General features: G+C 66.2%; 23 protein-coding genes. 7 read left to right on the forward strand and 16 right to left on the reverse strand.

The features are described 5' to 3' along the window. Positions 1–40: 40 nt before the first annotated feature. The gene (locus IBX18_RS40365) at positions 41–1285 is read left to right on the forward strand and encodes a cation:proton antiporter (RefSeq protein WP_194838675.1); all 1245 of its coding nucleotides are present in this window, start codon (positions 41–43) and stop codon (positions 1283–1285) included. Between the two features lie 23 nt (positions 1286–1308). Here the strand turns inward: IBX18_RS40365 and IBX18_RS40370 are convergent, their stop codons facing one another. Both IBX18_RS40370 and IBX18_RS40375 read right to left on the reverse strand, forming a co-directional pair. Continuing rightward, entirely contained in the window at positions 1309–2535 is a 1227-nt protein-coding gene (locus IBX18_RS40370; protein WP_194838676.1) for an epoxide hydrolase family protein, read from the reverse strand. Continuing rightward, positions 2532–3008, reverse strand: coding sequence for a MarR family winged helix-turn-helix transcriptional regulator (locus IBX18_RS40375; protein WP_194838677.1), 477 nt, complete (start codon positions 3006–3008; stop codon positions 2532–2534). Before IBX18_RS40375 ends, IBX18_RS40370 begins: the two co-directional genes overlap by 4 nt. Before the next feature lie 216 nt (positions 3009–3224). Here IBX18_RS40375 and IBX18_RS40380 point away from each other — a divergent pair, with 216 nt between their 5' ends. Further along, positions 3225–4325, forward strand: a complete 1101-nt coding sequence (locus IBX18_RS40380) for an ABC transporter permease (protein ID WP_228542532.1) — start codon at positions 3225–3227, stop codon at positions 4323–4325. On the opposite strand, the gene IBX18_RS40385 is transcribed toward IBX18_RS40380, so the two are convergent. From IBX18_RS40385 to IBX18_RS42955, 3 genes are all read right to left on the reverse strand, one after another. Further along, entirely contained in the window at positions 4275–5444 is a 1170-nt protein-coding gene (locus IBX18_RS40385; RefSeq protein ID WP_194838678.1) for an alpha/beta hydrolase, read from the reverse strand. The two genes, IBX18_RS40380 and IBX18_RS40385, sit on opposite strands and share 51 nt — an antisense overlap. A 69-nt stretch (positions 5445–5513) precedes the next feature. Then, the gene (locus IBX18_RS40390) at positions 5514–5909 is read right to left on the reverse strand and encodes a hypothetical protein (protein ID WP_194838679.1); all 396 of its coding nucleotides are present in this window, start codon (positions 5907–5909) and stop codon (positions 5514–5516) included. Between the two features lie 366 nt (positions 5910–6275). Then, the gene (locus IBX18_RS42955; RefSeq protein ID WP_255528296.1) at positions 6276–6401 is read right to left on the reverse strand and encodes a hypothetical protein; all 126 of its coding nucleotides are present in this window, start codon (positions 6399–6401) and stop codon (positions 6276–6278) included. On the opposite strand from IBX18_RS42955, the gene IBX18_RS40395 reads away from it, so the two are divergent. Continuing rightward, positions 6400–7752 (forward strand): FAD-dependent oxidoreductase, encoded by a 1353-nt coding sequence (locus IBX18_RS40395; protein WP_194838680.1) that lies wholly within the window; start codon positions 6400–6402, stop codon positions 7750–7752. The genes IBX18_RS42955 and IBX18_RS40395 overlap by 2 nt on opposite strands. A gap of 87 nt (positions 7753–7839) precedes the next feature. Here IBX18_RS40395 and IBX18_RS40400 read toward each other — a convergent pair whose 3' ends face one another. The 3 genes from IBX18_RS40400 to IBX18_RS40410 all read right to left on the reverse strand — a co-directional run bounded on the left by IBX18_RS40400 (position 7840) and on the right by IBX18_RS40410 (position 10676). Next, positions 7840–8697, reverse strand: a complete 858-nt coding sequence (locus IBX18_RS40400; RefSeq protein WP_194838681.1) for a GNAT family N-acetyltransferase — start codon at positions 8695–8697, stop codon at positions 7840–7842. Positions 8698–8745: 48 nt separating this feature from the next. Further along, complete coding sequence (locus IBX18_RS40405; protein WP_194838682.1) at positions 8746–9342, reverse strand: hypothetical protein; 597 nt, start codon at positions 9340–9342, stop codon at positions 8746–8748. Between the two features lie 86 nt (positions 9343–9428). Further along, on the reverse strand, positions 9429–10676 hold the full coding sequence (locus tag IBX18_RS40410) for a cytochrome P450 (RefSeq protein WP_194838683.1): 1248 nt from the start codon (positions 10674–10676) through the stop codon (positions 9429–9431). A gap of 230 nt (positions 10677–10906) precedes the next feature. Between IBX18_RS40410 and IBX18_RS40415 the strand changes: the two genes are divergently transcribed. Continuing rightward, on the forward strand, positions 10907–11842 hold the full coding sequence (locus IBX18_RS40415; RefSeq protein ID WP_194838684.1) for a triacylglycerol lipase: 936 nt from the start codon (positions 10907–10909) through the stop codon (positions 11840–11842). A gap of 132 nt (positions 11843–11974) precedes the next feature. On the opposite strand, the gene IBX18_RS40420 is transcribed toward IBX18_RS40415, so the two are convergent. Beyond that, positions 11975–12565, reverse strand: coding sequence for a hypothetical protein (locus IBX18_RS40420; protein ID WP_306796629.1), 591 nt, complete (start codon positions 12563–12565; stop codon positions 11975–11977). 145 nt (positions 12566–12710) lie between these two features. On the opposite strand from IBX18_RS40420, the gene IBX18_RS40425 reads away from it, so the two are divergent. After that, positions 12711–13235, forward strand: a complete 525-nt coding sequence (locus IBX18_RS40425) for a DUF3237 domain-containing protein (RefSeq protein ID WP_306796630.1) — start codon at positions 12711–12713, stop codon at positions 13233–13235. A 59-nt stretch (positions 13236–13294) separates the two neighbouring features. Here the strand turns inward: IBX18_RS40425 and IBX18_RS40430 are convergent, their stop codons facing one another. Both IBX18_RS40430 and IBX18_RS40435 read right to left on the reverse strand, forming a co-directional pair. Further along, complete coding sequence (locus IBX18_RS40430; RefSeq protein ID WP_194838685.1) at positions 13295–13813, reverse strand: hypothetical protein; 519 nt, start codon at positions 13811–13813, stop codon at positions 13295–13297. 83 nt (positions 13814–13896) lie between these two features. Then, complete coding sequence (locus IBX18_RS40435) at positions 13897–14124, reverse strand: hypothetical protein (protein ID WP_228542533.1); 228 nt, start codon at positions 14122–14124, stop codon at positions 13897–13899. A 484-nt stretch (positions 14125–14608) separates the two neighbouring features. On the opposite strand from IBX18_RS40435, the gene IBX18_RS40440 reads away from it, so the two are divergent. Further along, complete coding sequence (locus IBX18_RS40440; protein ID WP_194838687.1) at positions 14609–16081, forward strand: peptidoglycan DD-metalloendopeptidase family protein; 1473 nt, start codon at positions 14609–14611, stop codon at positions 16079–16081. A 126-nt stretch (positions 16082–16207) separates the two neighbouring features. After that, on the forward strand, positions 16208–16741 hold the full coding sequence (locus IBX18_RS40445) for a hypothetical protein (RefSeq protein ID WP_194838688.1): 534 nt from the start codon (positions 16208–16210) through the stop codon (positions 16739–16741). A gap of 46 nt (positions 16742–16787) precedes the next feature. Here the strand turns inward: IBX18_RS40445 and IBX18_RS40450 are convergent, their stop codons facing one another. From IBX18_RS40450 to IBX18_RS40470, 5 genes are all read right to left on the reverse strand, one after another. Next, positions 16788–16979 carry a hypothetical protein gene (locus tag IBX18_RS40450; protein WP_194838723.1) on the reverse strand — a complete coding sequence of 64 codons (192 nt, stop codon included), beginning with the start codon at positions 16977–16979 and terminating at the stop codon, positions 16788–16790. 5 nt (positions 16980–16984) lie between these two features. Further along, positions 16985–17404 (reverse strand): ChaB family protein, encoded by a 420-nt coding sequence (locus IBX18_RS40455; RefSeq protein ID WP_194838689.1) that lies wholly within the window; start codon positions 17402–17404, stop codon positions 16985–16987. Between the two features lie 86 nt (positions 17405–17490). Further along, entirely contained in the window at positions 17491–18324 is an 834-nt protein-coding gene (locus tag IBX18_RS40460) for a PHB depolymerase family esterase (RefSeq protein WP_194838690.1), read from the reverse strand. Positions 18325–18357: 33 nt separating this feature from the next. Further along, on the reverse strand, positions 18358–18756 hold the full coding sequence (locus IBX18_RS40465; RefSeq protein ID WP_194838691.1) for a PHB depolymerase family esterase: 399 nt from the start codon (positions 18754–18756) through the stop codon (positions 18358–18360). 59 nt (positions 18757–18815) lie between these two features. Then, complete coding sequence (locus IBX18_RS40470; protein WP_306796632.1) at positions 18816–20030, reverse strand: tannase/feruloyl esterase family alpha/beta hydrolase; 1215 nt, start codon at positions 20028–20030, stop codon at positions 18816–18818. Between the last annotated feature and the right edge of the window lie 11 nt (positions 20031–20041).

The raw sequence follows: 20041 nt of genomic DNA on the forward strand, positions 1-20041 counted from the left end.
GGGCGGGCTGCGGCACGCCCATTTCGAACGGAGCGAAACGTTGCCCAGTAACCAAATGGTGTTCCTGCTACTGGATCTCGTGCTCATCGCGGTGGCGGCGCGGTTACTCGGCAAGCTGGCCGAGCGCCTGGGTCAGCCCGCGGTAATCGGGGAAATCGCGGCGGGAATTATCGCGGGGCCCACAATTCTGGGGGCACATTTATCCGGCATCGTATTTCCGCAGGACGTGCGTTCCTATCTGAGCGCGTTCGCGAATGTCGGTGTGATGATCTTCATGTTCCTCGCGGGCCTGGAGATCGACCGCGGCTCGTTCAACGGCAATCGCCGGGCCGTGGCCACCGTTTCGCTGTCCGCCTATTTCGTGCCGTTCGCGCTCGGTTGCGGTGTCGCACTGCTGGTTCTGTCGAGATATCACCAGGACAACCGGCTGACCTTCGCGCTGTTCATCGGTTGTGCGCTCGCCGTCACCGCGTTCCCGGTGCTGGCCCGCATCCTGATCGAGCGCGACCTGATGGGCACCCGGATCGGCCAGCTCAGCATGGCCAGCGCGGCCATCGACGACATCCTGGCGTGGATCGTGCTCGCCTTCGTCATCGGGCTGGCCCGGCCCGGCGCGGGCGACCAGTGGCGACTGCTGCTGTTCGTGCCGCTGGTGCCGGCGATGTGGTGGCTGGTGCGGCCCCTGCTGGTCCGCGCCTCCCGATCCACCGCGGCGACCAACGACAACACGATGATCTTCCTCGCCGTCTGCGGTGCGCTGGTCTTCGGTGCGGCCACCGAATGGATCGGCCTGCACCTCATCTTCGGCGCCTTCCTGTTCGGCGTCATCTTCCCGCGCACGCACCGGCCGGTGGTGGAAACCGGTGCGCAACTGCTGAGTTCGGTATTTTTGCCCGCCTTCTTCGTCATCGCGGGACTCCAGGTGGATCTCAGCTCGCTCGACCGCGCTGGCGTCGTTGAGATGATCGCGATCCTGGTGACCGCGCTGGCCGGAAAGCTCGGTGGCACCTATTTCGCCGCGCGCGCCAACGGGATCGAGCCGCGCGAGGCCGGTGCGCTGGCGAGCCTGATGAACACCAGAGGGCTCACCGAGCTGATCATCCTGAACGTCGGGCTGACCACGGGACTCATCGGCGTGCAGCTGTACTCGATTCTGGTCGTGATGGCGTTGGTGACCACGGCCATGACGTCGCCGTTGCTGCGGCTGCTCGGGGTGACGCCCGAACTCGGGCGCTTGCCGATCCCGGCGGCGACGGAGCCGCCGATGGTGCGGGAGAAGGGCTGAAATCCGCTCGGGCTCTTCGGTGTTCAGCGTCGGGTGCGGAAGGTGCGGCGCAGGTCGCCGATCCAGGCGTCGGGGAGTTCCCACGGAATGAAATGACCGCCCGCCTCGTGGGCGGTCAGGTTGACGTGGTTGTACCACTCGGCGCGGTCGCTGGCGAGCCAGCTCTGCACCCGTTGCTCGGGAGTTGTTACGCCCGGCGGGTTTTCGTGACCGACGAAGGTGATGCCGGTGGGTGCCTCGATCACCGGGATGCGATCGTGCGCGGGCGTCCACGGGTAGCGATTCGCGTTGGCGTAGTAGCGGATCGAGGTGCCGATGGCGTTGTTGACCCAGTAGATCATCGTGTGGGTCAGCAGGTCGTCCTTGCTGAAGACCGTCTCCACGTCACCGTGGCTGTCGCTCCAGGTGACCCAGCGCTGCAGGATCCAGGCGAGCAGGCCGACGGGTGAGTCGGTGAGGCCGTAGGCCAGGGTGCTCGGTTGCAGGACGTGCGCGGCGAGGTGGACGGCGAACCGGCGCTCCAGCGAGAGCAGTTGGCGGTAGGCCGGCTCGGGCAAGTCCGGCGGAATCGGTTGCCCGCCACTGAGATCCCAGGCGCGGTCGCCGCTGAAGAGGGTGAGCTTCTGGCCGGAGCCGATGTGGATGCCGTGCAGTTCGTCGGCGTAGCGGTGGCCGAGTTCGCCGGTGACGAGCGCGCCGACGTCGCACCCCGCCGCGGCGTACTTCTCGTGGCCGAGGGTGTCGGTCATCAGCGTGTGCCAGAGGTCGGCGACCTTCCAGAAGTTCATGTCCGGATGCTTCGGCAGCGGTGTGGAAAAACCGAAGCCGGGCAGCGAGGGGACGATGACGTCGAACGCGTCCGCCGGGTCGCCGCCGAAGGCCGCGGGGTCGGCGAGCGGGTCGATCACCTTGGCCCAGTGCCAGAAGGTCCATGGCCAGCCGTGGGTGAGGATCAGCGGCGTCGGGGCGGGTCCGACGCCCGGCTTGCGCAGGAAGTGGATCGGGACATCATCGATGGTCACCCGGTAGTGCTCGTACGCGTTGATCGCGGATTCGGCTTTGCGCCAGTCGTATTCGTTGATCCAGTACTCGACGAGCTCCTGGAGATACTCGCGGCGGACGCCGTAGTGCCAGTCGTCGTTGCCGACGTCGTCGGGCCACCTGGTCAGCCGGAGCCGGGTCGCGAGATCTTCCAGTACGTCATCGGACACATGGATGGGAGAAGGTTCCAGGGGGAACTGCGATGTCATGAATGTCCTTCCACTTCAACGTGATTGGCAGCGGGTAAGTCGACGTCCATCAGCACGGCCAGCCGCTCCAGGGCAGGCAGTGCCGCACTGATCGCACGGCGCTCCGCAGCGCCCAACGCGTCGGCCAGCTGCGTGATCCGACGAACCCGCTCCTGATGCCGCGACTGCACGATCCGCGCCCCCGCCTCCGTAACCTGCACGAGCACCGCGCGACCATCCCCAGGATCCGGCCACCGCTCGACCAACCCATCCCGTTCCAGCCGACCGACCAGCTGAGTAATGGCGGGTTGGGTGATCTGCTCGGTCACCTTCAACGCGGTCATCCGCATCGGCCCCCGATGCAGCAGCGTATGCAGCACCGAAAGCGTTGTGAAGGTGTGCTTCTCAGCACCAGGCAACCGAATCGACGCCCGCGTGAACGCCCCCATCACCCGAGCAAGCTCGTCGGCATCCAGTTCCCGCCGTACTGCCATGCCAGAAATATATCACCAATTTATTTAAATCACTTATGTACTTTGCACACCGTCGAGTGGTGTGCTCGACGGCGGTGACACGTGGTGCCGCGGGTCGGGGGGTGCAGGCTCGACGACGTACTGATCGGCGACCACCTCGGCCTGATCCCCCTCCTCGGTTCCGACAGGCCGGGTGGGTTGGGGGGTATCGGGGCTGGTGGGACCTAGTGTGCGGGGATGGCTAACCTGCATGGTCAGCATGGGCGGCGGCGGACGCGGGCCGAGTGGTGGGCGATGGTGCGGGCTTCGCCGTATCTGCCTGCCACGGTGCTGGTGTTGCTGGTGGCTGCGGCGGCGGGGCTGTTCGCCGGGTCGTATACCTATGCGCTGGCGAATCCGACGCCGCGGTTGATTCCGATCGCCGTAGTCGGGCCGCAGCAGGAAGGTTCGGTCCAGCGGTTCCTGGCGGAGATGCAAGGGTCGCTGGATGGTTCGCTGGCGGTGCGCGACTACGACTCCGCGGCGGCGGCGCGGTCGGCGGTCCACGAGCAGCAGATGTTCGCCATTGTCACGGCGCAGTCGCCCGGCGTGCGCCTCGAGGTGTCGAGTGCGTCCGGTCAGTCGGTCGCTCAGCTGCTCACCCAGGCCGCCACCGAAGTCGGCCCGACGGTAGGGATTCCGGCCGAGGTCATCGATGTCGTGCCGTTGCAGCGTGGCGATCCGCGCGGGCTCGCGATCTTCTATATCTCGCTGGCAGCGGTGATCATCGGGTTCGTGGGCGCGACCCAGTTCAGTGTGCACGCGTCGGCGCTGAACCCGGTCGAGCGGATCGTCTTCACCGCGCTCTACGCCGTGGCAGGCGGCTTTGCCATTGCGGCAGTAGCGGATTGGGTACTCGGCGCACTGCGCCTGCCGTTCCTGGAGTCCTGGGGCATCCTGTCGCTGACGATGTTCACCTCCGGCATGGTGTTCACCATGTTCAACACCTTGGTCGGACGGTGGGCGATCCTGCCGACCTGGGGCCTGATGGTGCTGCTCGGCAACCCGTCCTCCGGCGGGGCGGTGTCCTGGCCGCTGCTCCCCTCACTGCTCGGCCACATCGGCCGCTGGCTGCCGCCGGGTGCCTCGGTCAATGCACAGCACACCGCCGTGTATTTCGGTGCGCACCAACACATTTTCCCGTTCCTGGTGCTGGCCGGATGGGCACTGGTCGCGTGCGCGGTGTTCTGGATCTGGCGCAACCGTCATCCCGGCGGACGAAGCACCGAGAATGCGCACACCGCGCGGTCAGGACGCCGGGAAGTGCTCGGCGAGAAACTTGCCGAAGACATGCCGTGAGAGCTGAGTACCCCACCCCGCCCAGGTGAAGTCGTAGATGTGTTCGCCGTAAGGCACTGCGAGCAGCTGATTTTCGACACCGACCCGGCGCAGCCGTTCGGCCAGTTCGGCGGAGCCGCGGTACGGCGCGACGTGGTCGCGGTTGCCGTGCATGAGCAGGGTCGGCGGCACATTCGGGCGGACATAGGTGACCGGGGAGGCCGCTTTGTACCGGTCGGGCACCTCGTCGGGCGTGCCGCCGGTGTAGTCCATCAGGAAGGAGCGCATCCGCCCGGGCAGGCCGGTGTCGCGCCACGCCTCGGCCAGATCGGGCACCGGGTAGAACGCCGCGACCGCCTTGACCGCCGTGTCGGTGACCGCACAACTCGGCGGCACCCGGTCGTCGGCGTAGGCGCCCATCAGCGCGAGATTGCCGCCCGCCGAGCCGCCCGCGATCATCACCCGCTCGGGATCGATACCGTACTTTTCCGCCTGCAGCTTGACCCACCCGACGGCACACTTCACATCCCCGGGCGCCTGGTTCCAGCGCGCGGGCAGGGTCATCCGATATTCGATGGCGAAAACGGCATATCCCTTGTCGTTCAACCATTGATGCCACAGCGGCGCCTCGCCGCGGTCGCCGTTTCGCCAGCCACCACCATGCACCCAGACCACTGCCGGCCGTGGTCGATCCGACGTGCCCGCGGGCAGCTTCACATCGAGCTTCAGGTCCTGACCGTCGACGGTGTTGTACACGGTGCTCAACGCCTCGACCGGCGCACCGGTGTTCGTGCCACCGGACAGGTAGTCGTCGAAGGACAGCTTCGCGTCGTGCCGCACCGCCGTCCCCCATGCCGCGGCCAACGGAAAGCCGCCGGCGACCGTACCGAGGAGACACACCAGCCCGGTCACCGCCGCCACCCGCCGCACCCCGACCCGGCCCTTGCGCCCGAAGGCGATGAGCGACAATACGAATCCCGTCAGGCCGAGCGGGATCAGGTACAGCCCGTAGTCGCTCACCACGTGCGTCAGCACCACGAAGGGCGCGGGGATGTGCACCGCGATGATCACATAGACGAACAGCATCATCAGCACGGCCAGCACAGCCGCCACTGCCGCGATCAGCCAGCGAAGGACCATTCGCTCATTAACCCACGACCACCCGTACCGGACCGGCTGGCACGCCGATCGGTCCTGGTCACCTGAGTATCACGACTCCTGCCACGTCGCGATCGCGGCGGCCCAGCGCCGATTGTTGGTGAACTCGGAGATCTGCCGACGGTTGATCAGGATGTAGATCTCCCCTGCTGTGGTCGTCTGCAGGATCAGCGGCTTCCCCGCGTTGAGCAGCCCGCCCAGCAATCTGCCGTAGAGGGCGGTGAACTGGCGGCGCAGCGAGATGATCGCCTCGCGCGACAGGGTCAGGTCGCCGGTGTCACTCCAGTCGGTCAGCACCAGGCCGCGTGGGCCGAGTTCGATCCGCCCGCGCCGAGGGAACAGCGCGCGCTGGCTGACGATCCCCGCCGCCCGGTCCGCCGCGCTGTGCCTGCGCAGTTCGTCCACGGTTGCGGCGATATAGGTGCCACTGCGCAGTACGTTCGTCATGACGGACCTCCCGGATCGAATGCCGAGCACTCCTGGAATTGTCCGGCCAGGCAGCGGAGTCGCACATCGCCCCGTCGACCCTCTGGTATCCCCCTCAGGAGGTATCTTCCAGCCCCATTGCTCGCCCGAGAGGTGTACAACCAGCCCCGCTGCCGGTCATCCGGATGTTGAGCACACCTACCGGCTCCGCTGTTCCGTGAACCACCGGCTACCGCGCCGATCGGCGTCCAGCGCGTGACTGTCGCCTCGCACTCGGACCTGCGGCCGCCTCGGATGGTCGGTTCCTCGGGCCGGTGAAGTCGCTTCGTCAGGCCCGAACAGGCGTCGGCAGCAGGTGTCGCGGCGCTGTTTTGCGTGGTCACGACCCTAGGCTAGGGGGATCGACACCAACTTCTCGCGCAGCGCCTTCTTGCGGAGCGCACTCGGCATCGGCATAGCCGGCTGGGCATCGGCGGGTCTGCCCGACGCGTCCCGCGCCCGCGCCGAGCCCATGCCGCTAACGTCCAGCCGCACTGCGGCGGGCGTGGATTGGAGCAAGCTCGACAGGCAGGTACGCGGTCGGGTCCTGCTGGCGGGCGACGCGGAGTACGCGACGGCGAAGCGGCTCTTCAACACCCGGTTCGACGCCTCGAAGCCGACCGCCGTCGTGCAGGTCGGCACGGTCGACGACGTCGCGGCCGCGGTCACCTTCGCGGCCGAGCACAACCTTGTGCTCGCCGCCCGCGCGGGCGGCCACTCGTATGTGGGTGCCTCGGCGGCGACCGGCGCGATGATCATCGACCTGCGCCGACTGACCGGGGTGAGTTTCCGCGACGGCGAAGCCGTTGTCGCACCGGGCATGACCCTGCACGGGGTGTACCGCGAGCTGGACCGTTTCGGGCAGAGCATTCCGACCGGAATGTGCCCGGCGGTCGGCGCGGCCGGGCTCACCCTCGGCGGCGGCATCGGGTTCGAATCCCGCCGCTACGGGCTGACCTGCGACCGGCTCGTCGCGGCGTCGATGGTGCTGCCGAACGGCCGCGTGGCCGAGGTGTCGCCGACCTCCCGGCCCGACCTGTTCTGGGCGCTCCGCGGTGGCGGAGCGCAGCTCGGCGTGGTCACCTCGCTGACCTATCGCACCTGCCCGGCGACACCGAAAGACATTGTGCACCTGACTTTTCCCGGTTCGCTCGCCGCGCAGGTGATCGCCGGTTGGTCGAACTGGCTCGGGACCGCCGACCCCGCCGAGTGGGCCTGCGTCAGCGTGGATGCGGACGGACGCGGCGGGCTGAACTGCTGGATACAGCTGGTATGCCCCGCCAAGGCGGGCATTCGGGCCGCCGTCACGGTAATGGCGGCGACAGCGAAACCACTGAAGGTGGACTACAAGAGCCTGGCGCACATGGACGCGGTCCTGCACCTCGCCGGCGGCGCGGCCACCCAGCCCCGCACCCAGTTCACCTGTGGCTCAGATGTTCTCACCGAACTCTCCGCCGCTGCCATCGGTGCGATCATCGAGGCGATCACCGCGCACTCCCGCGCGGGCGGCACCGGGTGGGTCCAGATCAACACACTCGACGGCGCCGTCCGCGACACCGGCCCCGACGAGACCGCCTTCCCGTGGCGCGAGCATGCCGCGCTGGTGGAATGGGGCAATTACCAACAGATCCCGCACGAGAAGGCCGCAGGGTGGATCGCCGAGGCGCACCGTCTCGTCGCGCCATTTTCCGCAGGCGGCTACGTCAACTATCTCGAAGCCGGCGATCCGATGCAGCGGTACTACGCGCACAACTATCCCCGGCTGGCGGAGATCCGCCGAAAGGTGGACCCGCACAGCCGGATACACACCACGCTCGCCAGCTGACGTGCAGCTGTACCAGAGATGCTCACCCACGCCGATCGGAGTGGGTGAGCGACAAAGATGGCCCGGTTCAGGTGCGTAGTCGACCCGTTAGGAGGCAGGCGCGGGGCGCACGAGAATCGCTCGCGCGTAAAGGAGTTGGAAGCCGATACGTTGCACGTTCTGTTGCGACTTCGAGCCGGGAAGAGTACTGACCACGGCGAGGTCGCAGCCTGCCGTGGCGGCGGTGGCGAGGCGGGTCGACAGGAGCGTGGCTTGCACGCCGCGACGCCGGAAAGCGGGCAGGGTTGCCGCGCCACAGAGTTGGGCGACACCTTCGGCGAGGCGCAGACTGGCACCACCGACGGGCACGCCGTCGATGCGCGCGAGCGAACCGGTGAAGCCCTCGGCGGCGGCCATGTCGCGCATGGCGTCGTCGAGGATCTCGCGCGGGAAGTCTTCGTTCGATGCGACACCCTGGGTGTCGGGAGTGGCGAAGCCGTCGATCATGGCATCGAGCCAGGTCCCGAAATCTTCGATGCCGACCGCCGAAACCTCCACTCCGTCAGCGGGATTAGCCTGCCTGTCCGCTTCGAGGCGCAGGCCGAGCACGTTCTCGAAGCCGGTCAGCAGGTAACCGCGGCGGGTCAGGCGCTCCACGACGCTCGGATCGGCGAGGGTCGACACCTCGAACTGCACCGGTGCGTCACGCTCGGCGTAGGCCTGCTCCACCGCGTCCAGCGTGCTGTCGTCGAAGTCGTCGCCCATGCCGACGCCGACGACCTTGTCGAGCGGCGAGGCCGCGCCTGCCCACACCGCGAGCCCGCTGCCGATCGGCTGCAGCAGCACGTTTTCCTGCGGGTTGCGCCGGGCGGCGGCACGGGCGCCTTCGGCCATCAAGGACCGATCGGCGCGTTCGATCCGCGCCGCCAGGTCCGTTCCCGCGAAGAGGCTCAGTTCAGTCGACATGGCTGCATTCCTACCAGGGGGAACGAGCCGGGCGACACTGCTTTTACCTCAACCGGCGGCACCGAGCGCAGGCGATGACGCCGCGGTTTTGTCAGCGGTGCTGCCGAGTGGGAGCAGCGCCACGAGCATGCCGACGCCCGCCAGCGGAATCAGATCCAGGGTGATCATCGGCGACAAGGTGCTGATCGCCATCAGCACCGGGCTCCACCACCGCAGTCGCCCGGCCCGGACGAGCAGGATGGTCAGCCCGATCAGCCCGAGGAAGAACAGCGGCGGCCCCACCAGGTAGAACGCCGGACGCACACCGGGGATGTCCGAGAACGCATTGCTCAGCCTGGACATTTCGGCCTTGTCCGCGGCCTGAGCCGCGAACGCGACGTCCGCGACGAACTGAACAATCGTCGTCGCCAAGCCGATAAAGGTGACGGCTATCGCGCTGTTGCGCACGGCATTCGACAGCAGCAGCCGCCCCATACCCAGCACCACAGGCACGAACAGCACCATGCCGATCAGCCCGATGATATGCGCGACCTGCCAATCGAGCCCCGGTCCGTACCTGCCGTCCGCCCGGCCGAAGAGCCGGATCACACCGTATCCGGCGAAGAACAGTGGTGCGGCGAACAGCAGCACTCCAGGGGATTTCACGCTTCAAGCTTGGCAGGGCCAGGCCGTGCGGGGCCTCCGGGAAAACCCTGGTTCGCGAATCAGGGTGTCGCCGCGCGCATTCCGGGCTATGGCTGCGGTATCGGCGCGGACTCCGGGAAGGTGGCCGGGAGGGCGGTCAGTGCCCGATGGAATGGACCCGGACGCCAGGTCAGGTCAGTGGCTGGTACCGCGAGGCGGACTTCGGGGAGCGCGTCGAGCAGCTGGTCGATGGCGTCCTGGGCGATCAGGTAGGCCAGCGAGCTGGCGGGGCAGACGTGCGGCCCGGTGCCGAACGCGAGATGAGAACGGTTGCCCGCGTACTGGTTCGCGCTGATCGCCGGGTCGGTGTTGCAGGCGGCCATGCTGATCACCACCGGCTGGTGCGCGGGCAACCAGACGTCGTCGATGAGGATCGGCTGCCTCGGGAAACTGATGCAGAAGTTCGCCATCGGCGGGTCGTTGAACAGCACCTCGTCGAGTGCGTCGCGGGTGGACAGGCTGCCGCCGAGCACGCTGCCGCCGAAGCGCTCGTCGGTCAGGATCAGCAGCAGGGTGTTGACGATCAGGTTCTGTTGCGGCTCGATGCCCGCGCCGTAGAGCGTGGCCAACTGATGCACCATTTCGGTGTCGGTGAGCCCGGCGGGATGTTGCAGCATGCGCGTGGTGATGTCGTCGCCCGGCTCGGCCCGCTTGAGCTGGGTCAGTTCCAGCAGCGCGCCGATGAGCATCTTGTTGCCCTGTTCGGCGTCGACGCCTTCGAAGATCGCCGCCATACCGGTCGCGGCCTGCTGCGCGATCTCGGCCGGACAGCCGAGCATGGCGTTCAGCACGGCGAAGGCGAGCGGAAACGCGTACTGGCGGACCAGATCCGCCGACCCGTCCGCGCAGAACGCATTGATCAGCGGTATCGCGACTTCGGCCACGGTGTCGTGCAGGCGGTACTGATCGACCTTGTCGAGGCCCGCGATATTGGTCTGCCGATAGCGAGCGTGCTCAGCGCCCGCATTCCGTAATGCGTTGGGCCGCCACTGCATCATCGGCAGCACCGGGCAATCGGTCGGCACGCTGCGCTGCCAGGTCCGCGGGTCGGCCGGAAAATGGTCGGGATCATTGAAGATCCGCACTGCGGTGTAATAGCCGATCACCAGCGTGGCGGGCACCCCCGCCGCCAATTCCACCGGCACCAGTGACCCGTACTCCGCACGCATCTTCCGATATGCGCCGTGCGGATCCGCCGCGAACTCCGGTGCGTGCAACGACACCCGCGGCCCGTCGGTGTCGATCGGCGAACCGGGCACGGCCCGGTTGTGCGCGGTGGGTGGGGGCTGCGTCATCGCAAAAAACTCCAGGCGGTCGAACTACGAACTCCGTGAGCCTATGCAGCCGTGGGAGCACATGTGCCGGAATCCGCCGGGTCGAACTCGAAACGTTTTCCCGCCACTCCGCCAACATGTTTGCCACTCATTCGCCGCAATGGTTCCATGAAGCAGCGAGACCTGGTGACGGGATTGGCAGTCGATTTGCCGAGTAGCTCAATTGTGCTGGCGAAAGGAGCCGTCCCGCGATGCGTGCGCGCGATTCAGGTCGATACTGCCGAGGAATCGGCTTCACCGTGGCGCTCACGATCGCGGGAATGGTCGCCGCCACTCCCGCTTTCGCCGCGGTGACCGAGGACGGGAGTATCGCGCCGGCCGGGGCGAACGATTGGGCTTGCGTGCCGCAGGCGACCCAACCGGAGCCGGTGGTGCTCGTGCACGGCACGTGGGGTAATCAGAACTCCTGGGCCACGCTCGCTCCACAGTTGAAAGCCCTTGGCGTGTGCGTGTTTTCGCTCAATTACGGACATGCCCCGTTCAGCGTTCGCGGGGCGGCGCCCGGCGTTTTCGGCACCGCCGATATTCGCGCGTCGGCCAAGGAACTCGGGGAGTTCATCGATCGGGTGCGCGCGGTCACCGGTGCGGCGAAAGTCGATATCGTCGCGCATTCGCAAGGCGGCCCTTTGACCCGGCAGTACCTACGATTCGAAGGCGGGGCGTCGCGCAGTGACCCGGCGCGCAACAAAGTCGATGACCTGGTTACCATTGCCGCCACCCACCACGGCACCACGGCCGACGGGCTCGGCCACCTCCTACCCTCGGGCAGCGCGGCCGGTATCGCGGACGCGCTGATCGCCAGGGTGCTCGGCACCGCCGCGGCGCAACAGTTGACCGGCAGCGAATTCATCCGCACGCTCAATGCCGCGGGCGACACCGAACCCGGCGTGCGGTACACGGCGATCGCGAGCCGTGTGGATCGCGTGGTCACCCCGCCGGAAGCGACTTTTCTGCGCGCGGGCCGGAATGCGACCGTCGAGAATTTCTGGGTGCAAGACGTGTGCCCCACCGATACTTTCCACCACGGCATCCTCCCCGACTCCCCCGCCGTCGCGTTTCTCGTGCACCGAGCCCTCGGCCTGCCTTACGCCGGCGATCCCTGTCCCGCGCCCGACGCGCTGAATTAGCAGCCGCACGTCGGTGCCATCATCGGTTGTGCGATCGGTGCCGCCATCGGTGGATTCATCGGCGCCGTTTCGTGATAAACGAAAGGCCCACGCTCCCCCGAGCGCGGGCCTTTGTTGTTCTGAGAGAGCCGATTACACGCAGTACTCGCACGTGCCGTTGGCGGGAAGCTGGATGAAGCACTGCGCGCACACCGTCGCGCGCGTCGGCTGCGGTTTGGTTTCCACCTGCGCGGTGCTGCTCGGCGCGCGGCGGCCCGCCACCTTCGGCGTGAGCGGCGGGACTGCCATGTCGGCAGGCATCGCGGCGCCGTAGAACTGGTAGCACTGCCAGCGCGCGTAGGCGGCGTGCAGTTCCATATCATCCGGAATCGGCAGGCCGGCCAGCTCGAGCACGTACTTGTAGGTGTCGCCGACCGTGTGGTTCTGCCGCACGCAGAGCGCGGTGAGCGGCGGCTCGCCCGCGCCGTGGCAGCGGCGGGCGATCTTGCGCAGAATCGCGTCCATCCAGGTACGGGTGGGCGCGCCGGTATGCACGCCGGACACCTCCTGCACCCGCTCGGCCAGCTCCGCGACGGTGATGAAATGCCCGTACCCGGTGGCGATCTCGGCCAGTTCCGCGTGCGCGGCCAGCGCCCACGCCACTGTCGCCTCACGCAACGACACCGCGGCGCCGTCACCCGCCCGCCATGCTCCCGCCGTTGTGGGTACCGAATTCCTGATCACCCGATCAAGTTAACGCGTGGGGCCGGGAAAAGACGAATGCCCGAGCGGATCGGCGCCGCTGCGCCAGCGCGGTCGCCAAGTGCCAAGTCGGGCAGGCCAACTCCCACCTCTTGACTATACATACGGTCGACCGTACTTTTGAATTGTGACTATCGACACCGGCCAGAGCCGAGACATGACCTTCGATACGCGAGCAAAGGACGTGGGTGAGATCCGGACGACGCACCTGTTCGACATGGTCGTCGACCTGAACCCGCCGTTGGATATCGGTGCGGGACCGTTCGGGCGGCGGATTCTGTTCGGCGCGGCGGGCGGATCGTTCGCGGGCGCGAAGCTGCGCGGCGAAGTGGTGCCGGGCGGCGGGGATTGGACACTGTTCCGGCCGGACCGGTCCATGACGGTGGACGTCCGGCTCACGCTGCGCACCCACGACGACGCCTTGATTCACATGGCTTATGGAGGACGGTGGACCGTCCGGCCCGAACTGCGCGACGCCATCGCCGATCCCGTCGAGAGTCGCCGGATCGACCCGGCCGACTACTACTTTCGGACGGCCCCGCTCTTCGAGACCGGGGCGGAGCAGTACGCGTGGCTCAACGACATCGTCTGCGTCGGCTCGGGGTATCTGATCGAGGGTGGCGTTGCTTACCAAGTCTCCCAGGTGCTTTGACGCGAGAACGGCGAATGCGCAGCGTGCGCATTCGCCGTTCTCGTTCGACTACCGGTGACTCAGTACACGGTGAACGTTGTTTCGCTGGGGGTGTGCGGGAAATTGGTGTTGATCGTGAACGCCACCTGGCCGCGGCCCGTCACCAACCGGAGGTTGCCGTTCTGCGGAGCGGTCCAGAAGAACGGCGTGCCATTACCGCCGCCGAGGAATACCGAGCCCGAGCCGCTTGCGCCGGTATCGAGATTTCGCCAGTCGACGATTGCGGTGACCGAACACCACGGGGCCGGAATTCCGAATACCTTCAGCCAGCCCTTCAATTGCAGGTCGACCGTTCCCGGCACATCGCCGTCCGGATATACATTGCCCGTGGCCCATACATCGCCGGCGCAGCCGATTCCATCGGCGCCGGTGGATGTCATCGGCAAGTTGACTCCCACATAATTCGATGCGGAGGCGGGGGCACTCGCGCCGATGAGCGCCGCGACAGCGACGACGGCAACGGCCGATAGCTTGCCGAGTTGTTTGAATGGCATTCCTGCAACCTTCCAACGATGGTGGTGTGCTCGCGCATAGTGCACTGCGCGTCTCGCGAGATCGGTACGGGGAGCGTGTGTAACGATACGTAAGCAACTACGGGGATATCGAAATTCGCTCTCGACCGTTACTCGATGGGCGGGACCGCAGCCCGGACGGGAGCCCAGGGGCTTGGGCGAGGCCTTCGTGCGCGGCCGGAGTGGGTGCGAGGCCAGAGGGTTCGAGGGCTGACGGCGCCGAGGGTGTCGAGGGTGTCGAGGGTGTCGAGGGTGTCGAGGGTGTCGAGGGTGTCGAGGGTGTCGAGGGTGTCGAGGCAACCGTGGTTCGGCTCCAGACCGACCTCGGCGGACACCACGCGTCGAACCCGCAAGCGATATATGCACCGACGCATAGATCTCAATTATGCGCATAACTTATCAAGAATACTGATGCCTGTTTATTAAATCCAGGCTTAAGTCTATTTATAGAATGGCTAACTCTTCCGCCTGTCACCAATCGCTTAACCTACACTTTCGGCTGGGAAGTGGGAATGCGAGCAGGCAAGTGAGACCGATCCGTTATCGACACGGTCGAGCGCCTGCCGAGCACTGCTGAGCGCCGCCCGGCGGCTCAGAAGTCGCGTCGCCTTTTTCCGATACGGAGCTACGACACCTCGTTTCGACGTGTCGAAAATACGCGACCCCACATGCCCGGCCGGCCGTTTCGGCCTATCGATCGATGACACGACCGACGCAGAAAGTTGCCTTACATTGAGATCGATTGATCCACGCCTCCGCAGAGGTTGGATATTCCCCGGTGCAGTCACCACACTCGTCATCGCAACCGTCGTCGGCCTGGCGATGACCATCGGCCCGGTCAGCGCCCAACCGGCCACCGATGGTCCCGACGGCCTGGACGACGCGATCAGCGACACCCTCGTCACACAGCAGGTGGAAGACGCCACCGAGAAGCCACCCGTCGTCGACCGCATGCGCAGCGACGGTGAGTGGGTCTTCGGTGCCGCGACGGTCCCCCAGGACAGTGAGAGCGAGGACCCGCCGAAATCGACGCTGTACGTGGCAAAACACGAGGACGGAGATTGGGAAGTCGCCCTGGAGGGCACACCCGAATTCGGCCACATGGTCAGTGCCGCACCGGAATCGGTGGTCAGTGGTGGCGAGAAGGCAACCTTGACCGCCGCCGCCACCGCCCAGCCACGCTCGGCGAATTCCTCGCTCTCGCTACCGTGGAAGCAGGGGCAGAGCTGGTACATGGGCGGCGGGCCGCACGGCATCAGCGGCAGCAGCCGACCGTACAACTCGCTGGACTTCAACGGTGGTGACGGTCGCGTGACCGCGCCGGCGTCGGGTCGCATCTACAAGACGTGCGTCCGCAACGGCAGCGCCGAGGTGAAGATCGTTCACAACAACGGCTTTACCACCTCCTACTACCACATGACCGACATCATCGGCGCCGCCGACGGCACCGAGATCACCGCGGGCACCTACCTCGGCCGCACCGGCACCCAGCTGCCCTGCGGCGGCTTCGCCAGCGGGGCGCATGTGCACATGTCGCTGTACAAGGGTTCGCAACCGGTGCCCGTCAACGGAGTCACCCTCGGCGGCTGGACATTCCGAGAAGGTCCCGATGCGTACGGCGGGTACGCCGAGCACGAAGGTGAGCGGGTCCGCGCCGGCGGCAGGCTGGTCAACTACGGCGGCGGTGACAACTCGAATCCGCCGACCCCGCCGAAGCCGACCGATCCCAAACCGACCACACCGCCCAAGCCGACCGACCCCAAGCCACCGAAGCCGACCGACCCTAAGCCCACGACACCGCCGAAACCCACGACACCGCCCAAGCCGAGCGAACCCAAGCCACCGAAGCCCGATCCCACCCTGGCCAAGGGTGTGGTGCGGCCCCATCCCGATCGAAATCGCAAGGTGAACCTGCGTTCCGGTCCCGGCACCCAGCATTCGGTCGTCGGCGGGGTCCGCGATGGTGAAGTACTGACCATCGCCTGCACCGCCCGCGGTGGCCGGCTCAACGGCAAATGGGGCAGCACCGACCTGTGGAACAAACTCGACAACGGCAAATGGATCAGTGACGGCTTCCTCGAAACCGGAAGCAATGGACCGGTAGCACCAGCCTGCCAAGAGTCCGGATCTCCCGCCCCCAGCCACCCGCACACCGGGACGGATGTCGAAGCCGACGACAACGCAGCGCCGGAAGACACTGCGCCCGAGGACGAGTGGTCCGACAGCGACTGGCCGGAGGACGAATGGTCCGACGGCGGCTGGTGGCTCGACGATTGGTGGTCCGACGGCGAATGATGCCGACCCGCCACGGTGGAGGCACGCCTCCACCGTGGCGGCCCGCACCCATTGTGATCTGCGTCATCGCTTGCTAGGCTACGTTCCAGCAACTCTGGTAATCCAAATTTTAGGATGTGAGCCTTCATGCGAAACCTCGCCATCCGGGCCCTACCCGGCCTCGGAGCCCTCCTCGCCATCACCGCCTTCGCAGCCCCCGCCGAAGCCGCCCCACCCGCCAACGCACAGCAAGCGCGGGACGCCTGCGTCGAATACCTCCTGCAAACCATCCGTGCCATGCCCGAAGGCACCTACCTCGAAGCGCATCCCGACCGCCAGACGCCACCCGGTTACGCATCACCCACCGGAACCGGCAGCGCCTTCTTCCCCAACCCCGAGTACTACTCGCTCAGCTATCGATTGCCGAGCGACACCCTGTACACCACCTTGGCCGACGCCGAATCCGCCTGGCAAAACCTCGGCTGGCCGCCGGCCCGCAAACCGCCATACCCCAACGGCGCCATCGCAACTCAGGCCCACCCGGCCGACGCATACACACTCGACACCATCGTCGGCGTCGGCCCCGCAGGCACCGCAATCACCATGTCATGTTTCACCACAGAGACATTCCCCGGCGGCGGCCCCACCGCCGCCCCAGCTCCAGCGAGCCTGGTCCAATAGCTGTTAGCCGCCTGAACGAGGCGGTGCCCAAGTGGCCGAGGCTATTTCAGCCGGTGGACTGTTCACCGTTTCTCCGCTCAGTCCCCTTTGTCGAGACCGGCATATACGCGGGCGGCGCGAACTTCTGTGCGCCAAAGCATTCGGCCTCCCCCGTATAGATCGCCACCAGCGAATCCGAGCCGCGCCACCAGGTATCGGCCAGACCGCGAACCTCGGTCACGGGTTCGAAGTCGTGCAACGCCTTCAGCGTGCTGCCGCGCTTTTGCGCCTGTTCGCCTTTTTGATTGCTTCGACGAGTTCGTCCTTTGTCATGGTCGAACGTCCTGCGATGTCGAGCCTGCGTGCCACGTCTTGGAGATGCTTCTTACTCGCGTTCGCGTCGACGCCCTCCGCGGTCTCTCCGCTGGCGTTCGGCCCGCCGCTTTCTGCGCGCGCGTCGGAGGGTCCCTTTTGTTCCTTGGGTTCCCAGTGATCGCCGACCTTCTCGTAGCTGTGCTTCAGTGCGGCGTAGGCCACTCGATGAGCGCGTTCCTCGTCGCCGTATTCCTTGATCGCGGAGTCGTAGGTCTCGGCAAAGGTGCGCTGCGCTTTGGCCTCGGACTTGACGAGAGTGCTCGGCAGCTCACTCTTGATCGGCTTACCCGTCTTCGTGGTTTTCGGCATCCTCGCTCTCCTCCCGTAGCCCCCGGCATCGCGTACCCGCGCCGATCCGGAACAAACACCAAGGATGTGTACCTCAGCGCTGCGAATCAGAACAGCTCCCAGTGCCCCGGGCCGGTTTCCTTGATCGTGCTCTTGTTGTAGATAGTCCAGAGGCCGAGTTTCTGCTTCGAGCCGTTGGCATAGGCGTAGCCACCGGATTGATAGGCACGGCCTGCGGTGGTGTGGGCGTAGTTGGTGTCGGTTACGCAGGTGGGTGCGGGAGCGGTGGTGGTCGGTGGAATTGTCGTGGTCGGCGGCGTGGTCGGGGTCGATCCGCTCGAGAGCTTGCGGACCATGGCCGATATGGCCTCCAGCTGTTTACCGCCGTGCCAGGCATATGCCGCGTCACCGCCGTATCCCCACCAGTTCCAGCAACCGTTCGGATTGGTGGTCCCCGCAGTGCTGAGCGGAATCGCCTGCGGGTAAAGAACAATCATGTTGTTGGTGTCGGCGTACTCGTTGAGATAGGCGTTCTTCATGAAGGCGTCGCCGAACGACTGATAGCTGTAGCCCTGTTTACATCCGTGCAGGGCAACCATCAGACGACACGAAGCGCCTTGGGAGCACACCGGAGGGACATAAGCAAAACCCTTGGCGTCCATGCTTATCGCATTCGCATTCCCCCCGGGCGCGAACGCGTTCTGATCGAATTGGACGAGCTTTCCGCTGAGCGTTCCAGCCGGGCTGTTGACGGTCCCCAGCAGCGCCGCCAGCAGCTCACCCACCGGGTCGTCACCGCAGTCGTTGATGAACGGGGATGCTGTGCTGGAACAGGCGACCGGCCCCAGCGGGCTGACCCAGGCGTGCCCGGCCGCACTGTTCTTCCGGTAGGTGACGTTCGCGCCGAAACCCGAGTAATAGGTCGCGAGATCGTCGTTCACGGCTTGGTGGACGGTCGTGTCGTTCGTGCCGTGTTAGAGGTACACCGCGTCACCGGCCAGGTTGGCGACAGCGTCGACCTTGCCGGACGCCGCCAGGGTTCTGGTCTCCTCCGCCAATTGCGCGGGCGACTTGCGTGTTCCATTCTGCATACAACCGGTCTGGGCTCTGACCGCGTAGTCGAAATCCCCCGCGCACCGGTACGGGCCCGCGGCGAATATCCCAGCACCGGAGAAGACATCGGAATAAGCGACGTGTAGCTGATTCGCCAGGTACCCGCCGGACGAGATGCCCGAAACGTAAGTGGCGCTGATGTTATAACCGCGCAAGGCTTCCGGCGTGGGGCTGGGGACTGCGGCCGTCACCGAACTCATGGTGACGGCCACCAGTCCAGCAGCGGTGGCCAGCGCCGCCGCCAATTCTTTAATCTTCATTGCGTTTCCTCATCATTGGGGAAAGTTCGGCCCGCGGGAACGGGCCTTACCCGGTCGATTCAGCCGCTCAGCTCGCACGTTTCCGCCGGATCACCGGACACCGGACGCGGTATCGTCGCATTCGGCGGCGGCAATTGCCCTGTGCCGGACCACGTTTCGAGCGCGGCGAAGGCGCTGCGGAAGCACGGCAGCATGGGCCGCACCAGATCCGGATGCTGCTCGTACAACCCATCGACATGGTTGCCACCCTCGATCCGGTAATACCGATGCAGCGCGGCACGACCCTGACCGCTGACCTGCTCGGCATAGAGGTCCGATTCCTTACCGATCGGCAGCAGCGCGTCGAGGGTGCCGTGAATCGTGATGAGCGGGCACTGAATTCGTCCGGTGAGTGACACTCGGCCCATGGCGTCCCGGATGGCGGCCGGACGGTCGGCAAAGACGTAGTCGGCCTCGGCACCGGTATAGCCAGGATCGATTTCCTGCCGGTAACCCCGTTGGATGGGCCCCCAGTACGACCTGTCGTGGTACTCCCACAACGGCTCCGACTCGGCGGGGAACCCAGCGGCGACAATACCGTCGATGGCGGCCGGATTCGCACGGTAATCCTGGTAACCGCGCGATGCAGGCGGCAAATAGCTCAGCGGGTTCGGGCCATTCGCTTGCCAGGTGGGCCCCTCCCAGTCCACGCCACCGTCGTAGAGCCACGGCCGATTCTCCAGCTGCCAGCGAACTAGGTAGCCGCCGTTGGAGATTCCGGCGAGCAGCGTGCGGGTGGCCGGGCGGGCGTAACGCTGGGCGACGACGGCCTGCGCCGCGATCGTCAACTGAGTGACCCGGTTGTGCCATTCGACCATCGCATCGCCGGGAGCGTCGCCGTCACGATAGAACTCCGGTCCGGTGTTGCCCTTGTCGATCGCGGCATAGGCGTAGCCCTGGGCGAGTACCCAGTCGGAGATGATGAAGTCGTTGGCGTACTGGCGGCGATTTCCTGGCGTGCCCGCGACTACCAGGCCACCGTTCCAGCGTTCCGGTAGCCGAATGACGAACTGGCTGTCGTGATTCCAGCCGTGGTTGGTGTTCGTGGTCGAGTTGTCGGGGAAGTATCCGTCGATCTGCATTCCCGGCACGCCGGTCGGATTGCGGGCGCCCGGAGGATGCAGTCCGGCCCAATCCGCAGCCACCGTGTGGCCCGAAGCGACGGTGCCTGCCGTGGTCAAGTCTGCGAGGCAGGCGACGTCCTGCCGCTGCGCACCCACCACGAGCGGAGCCACGCACGCCATGG

The organism is Nocardia sp. XZ_19_369 (assembly GCF_015355715.1).
Classification (GTDB): domain Bacteria; phylum Actinomycetota; class Actinomycetes; order Mycobacteriales; family Mycobacteriaceae; genus Nocardia.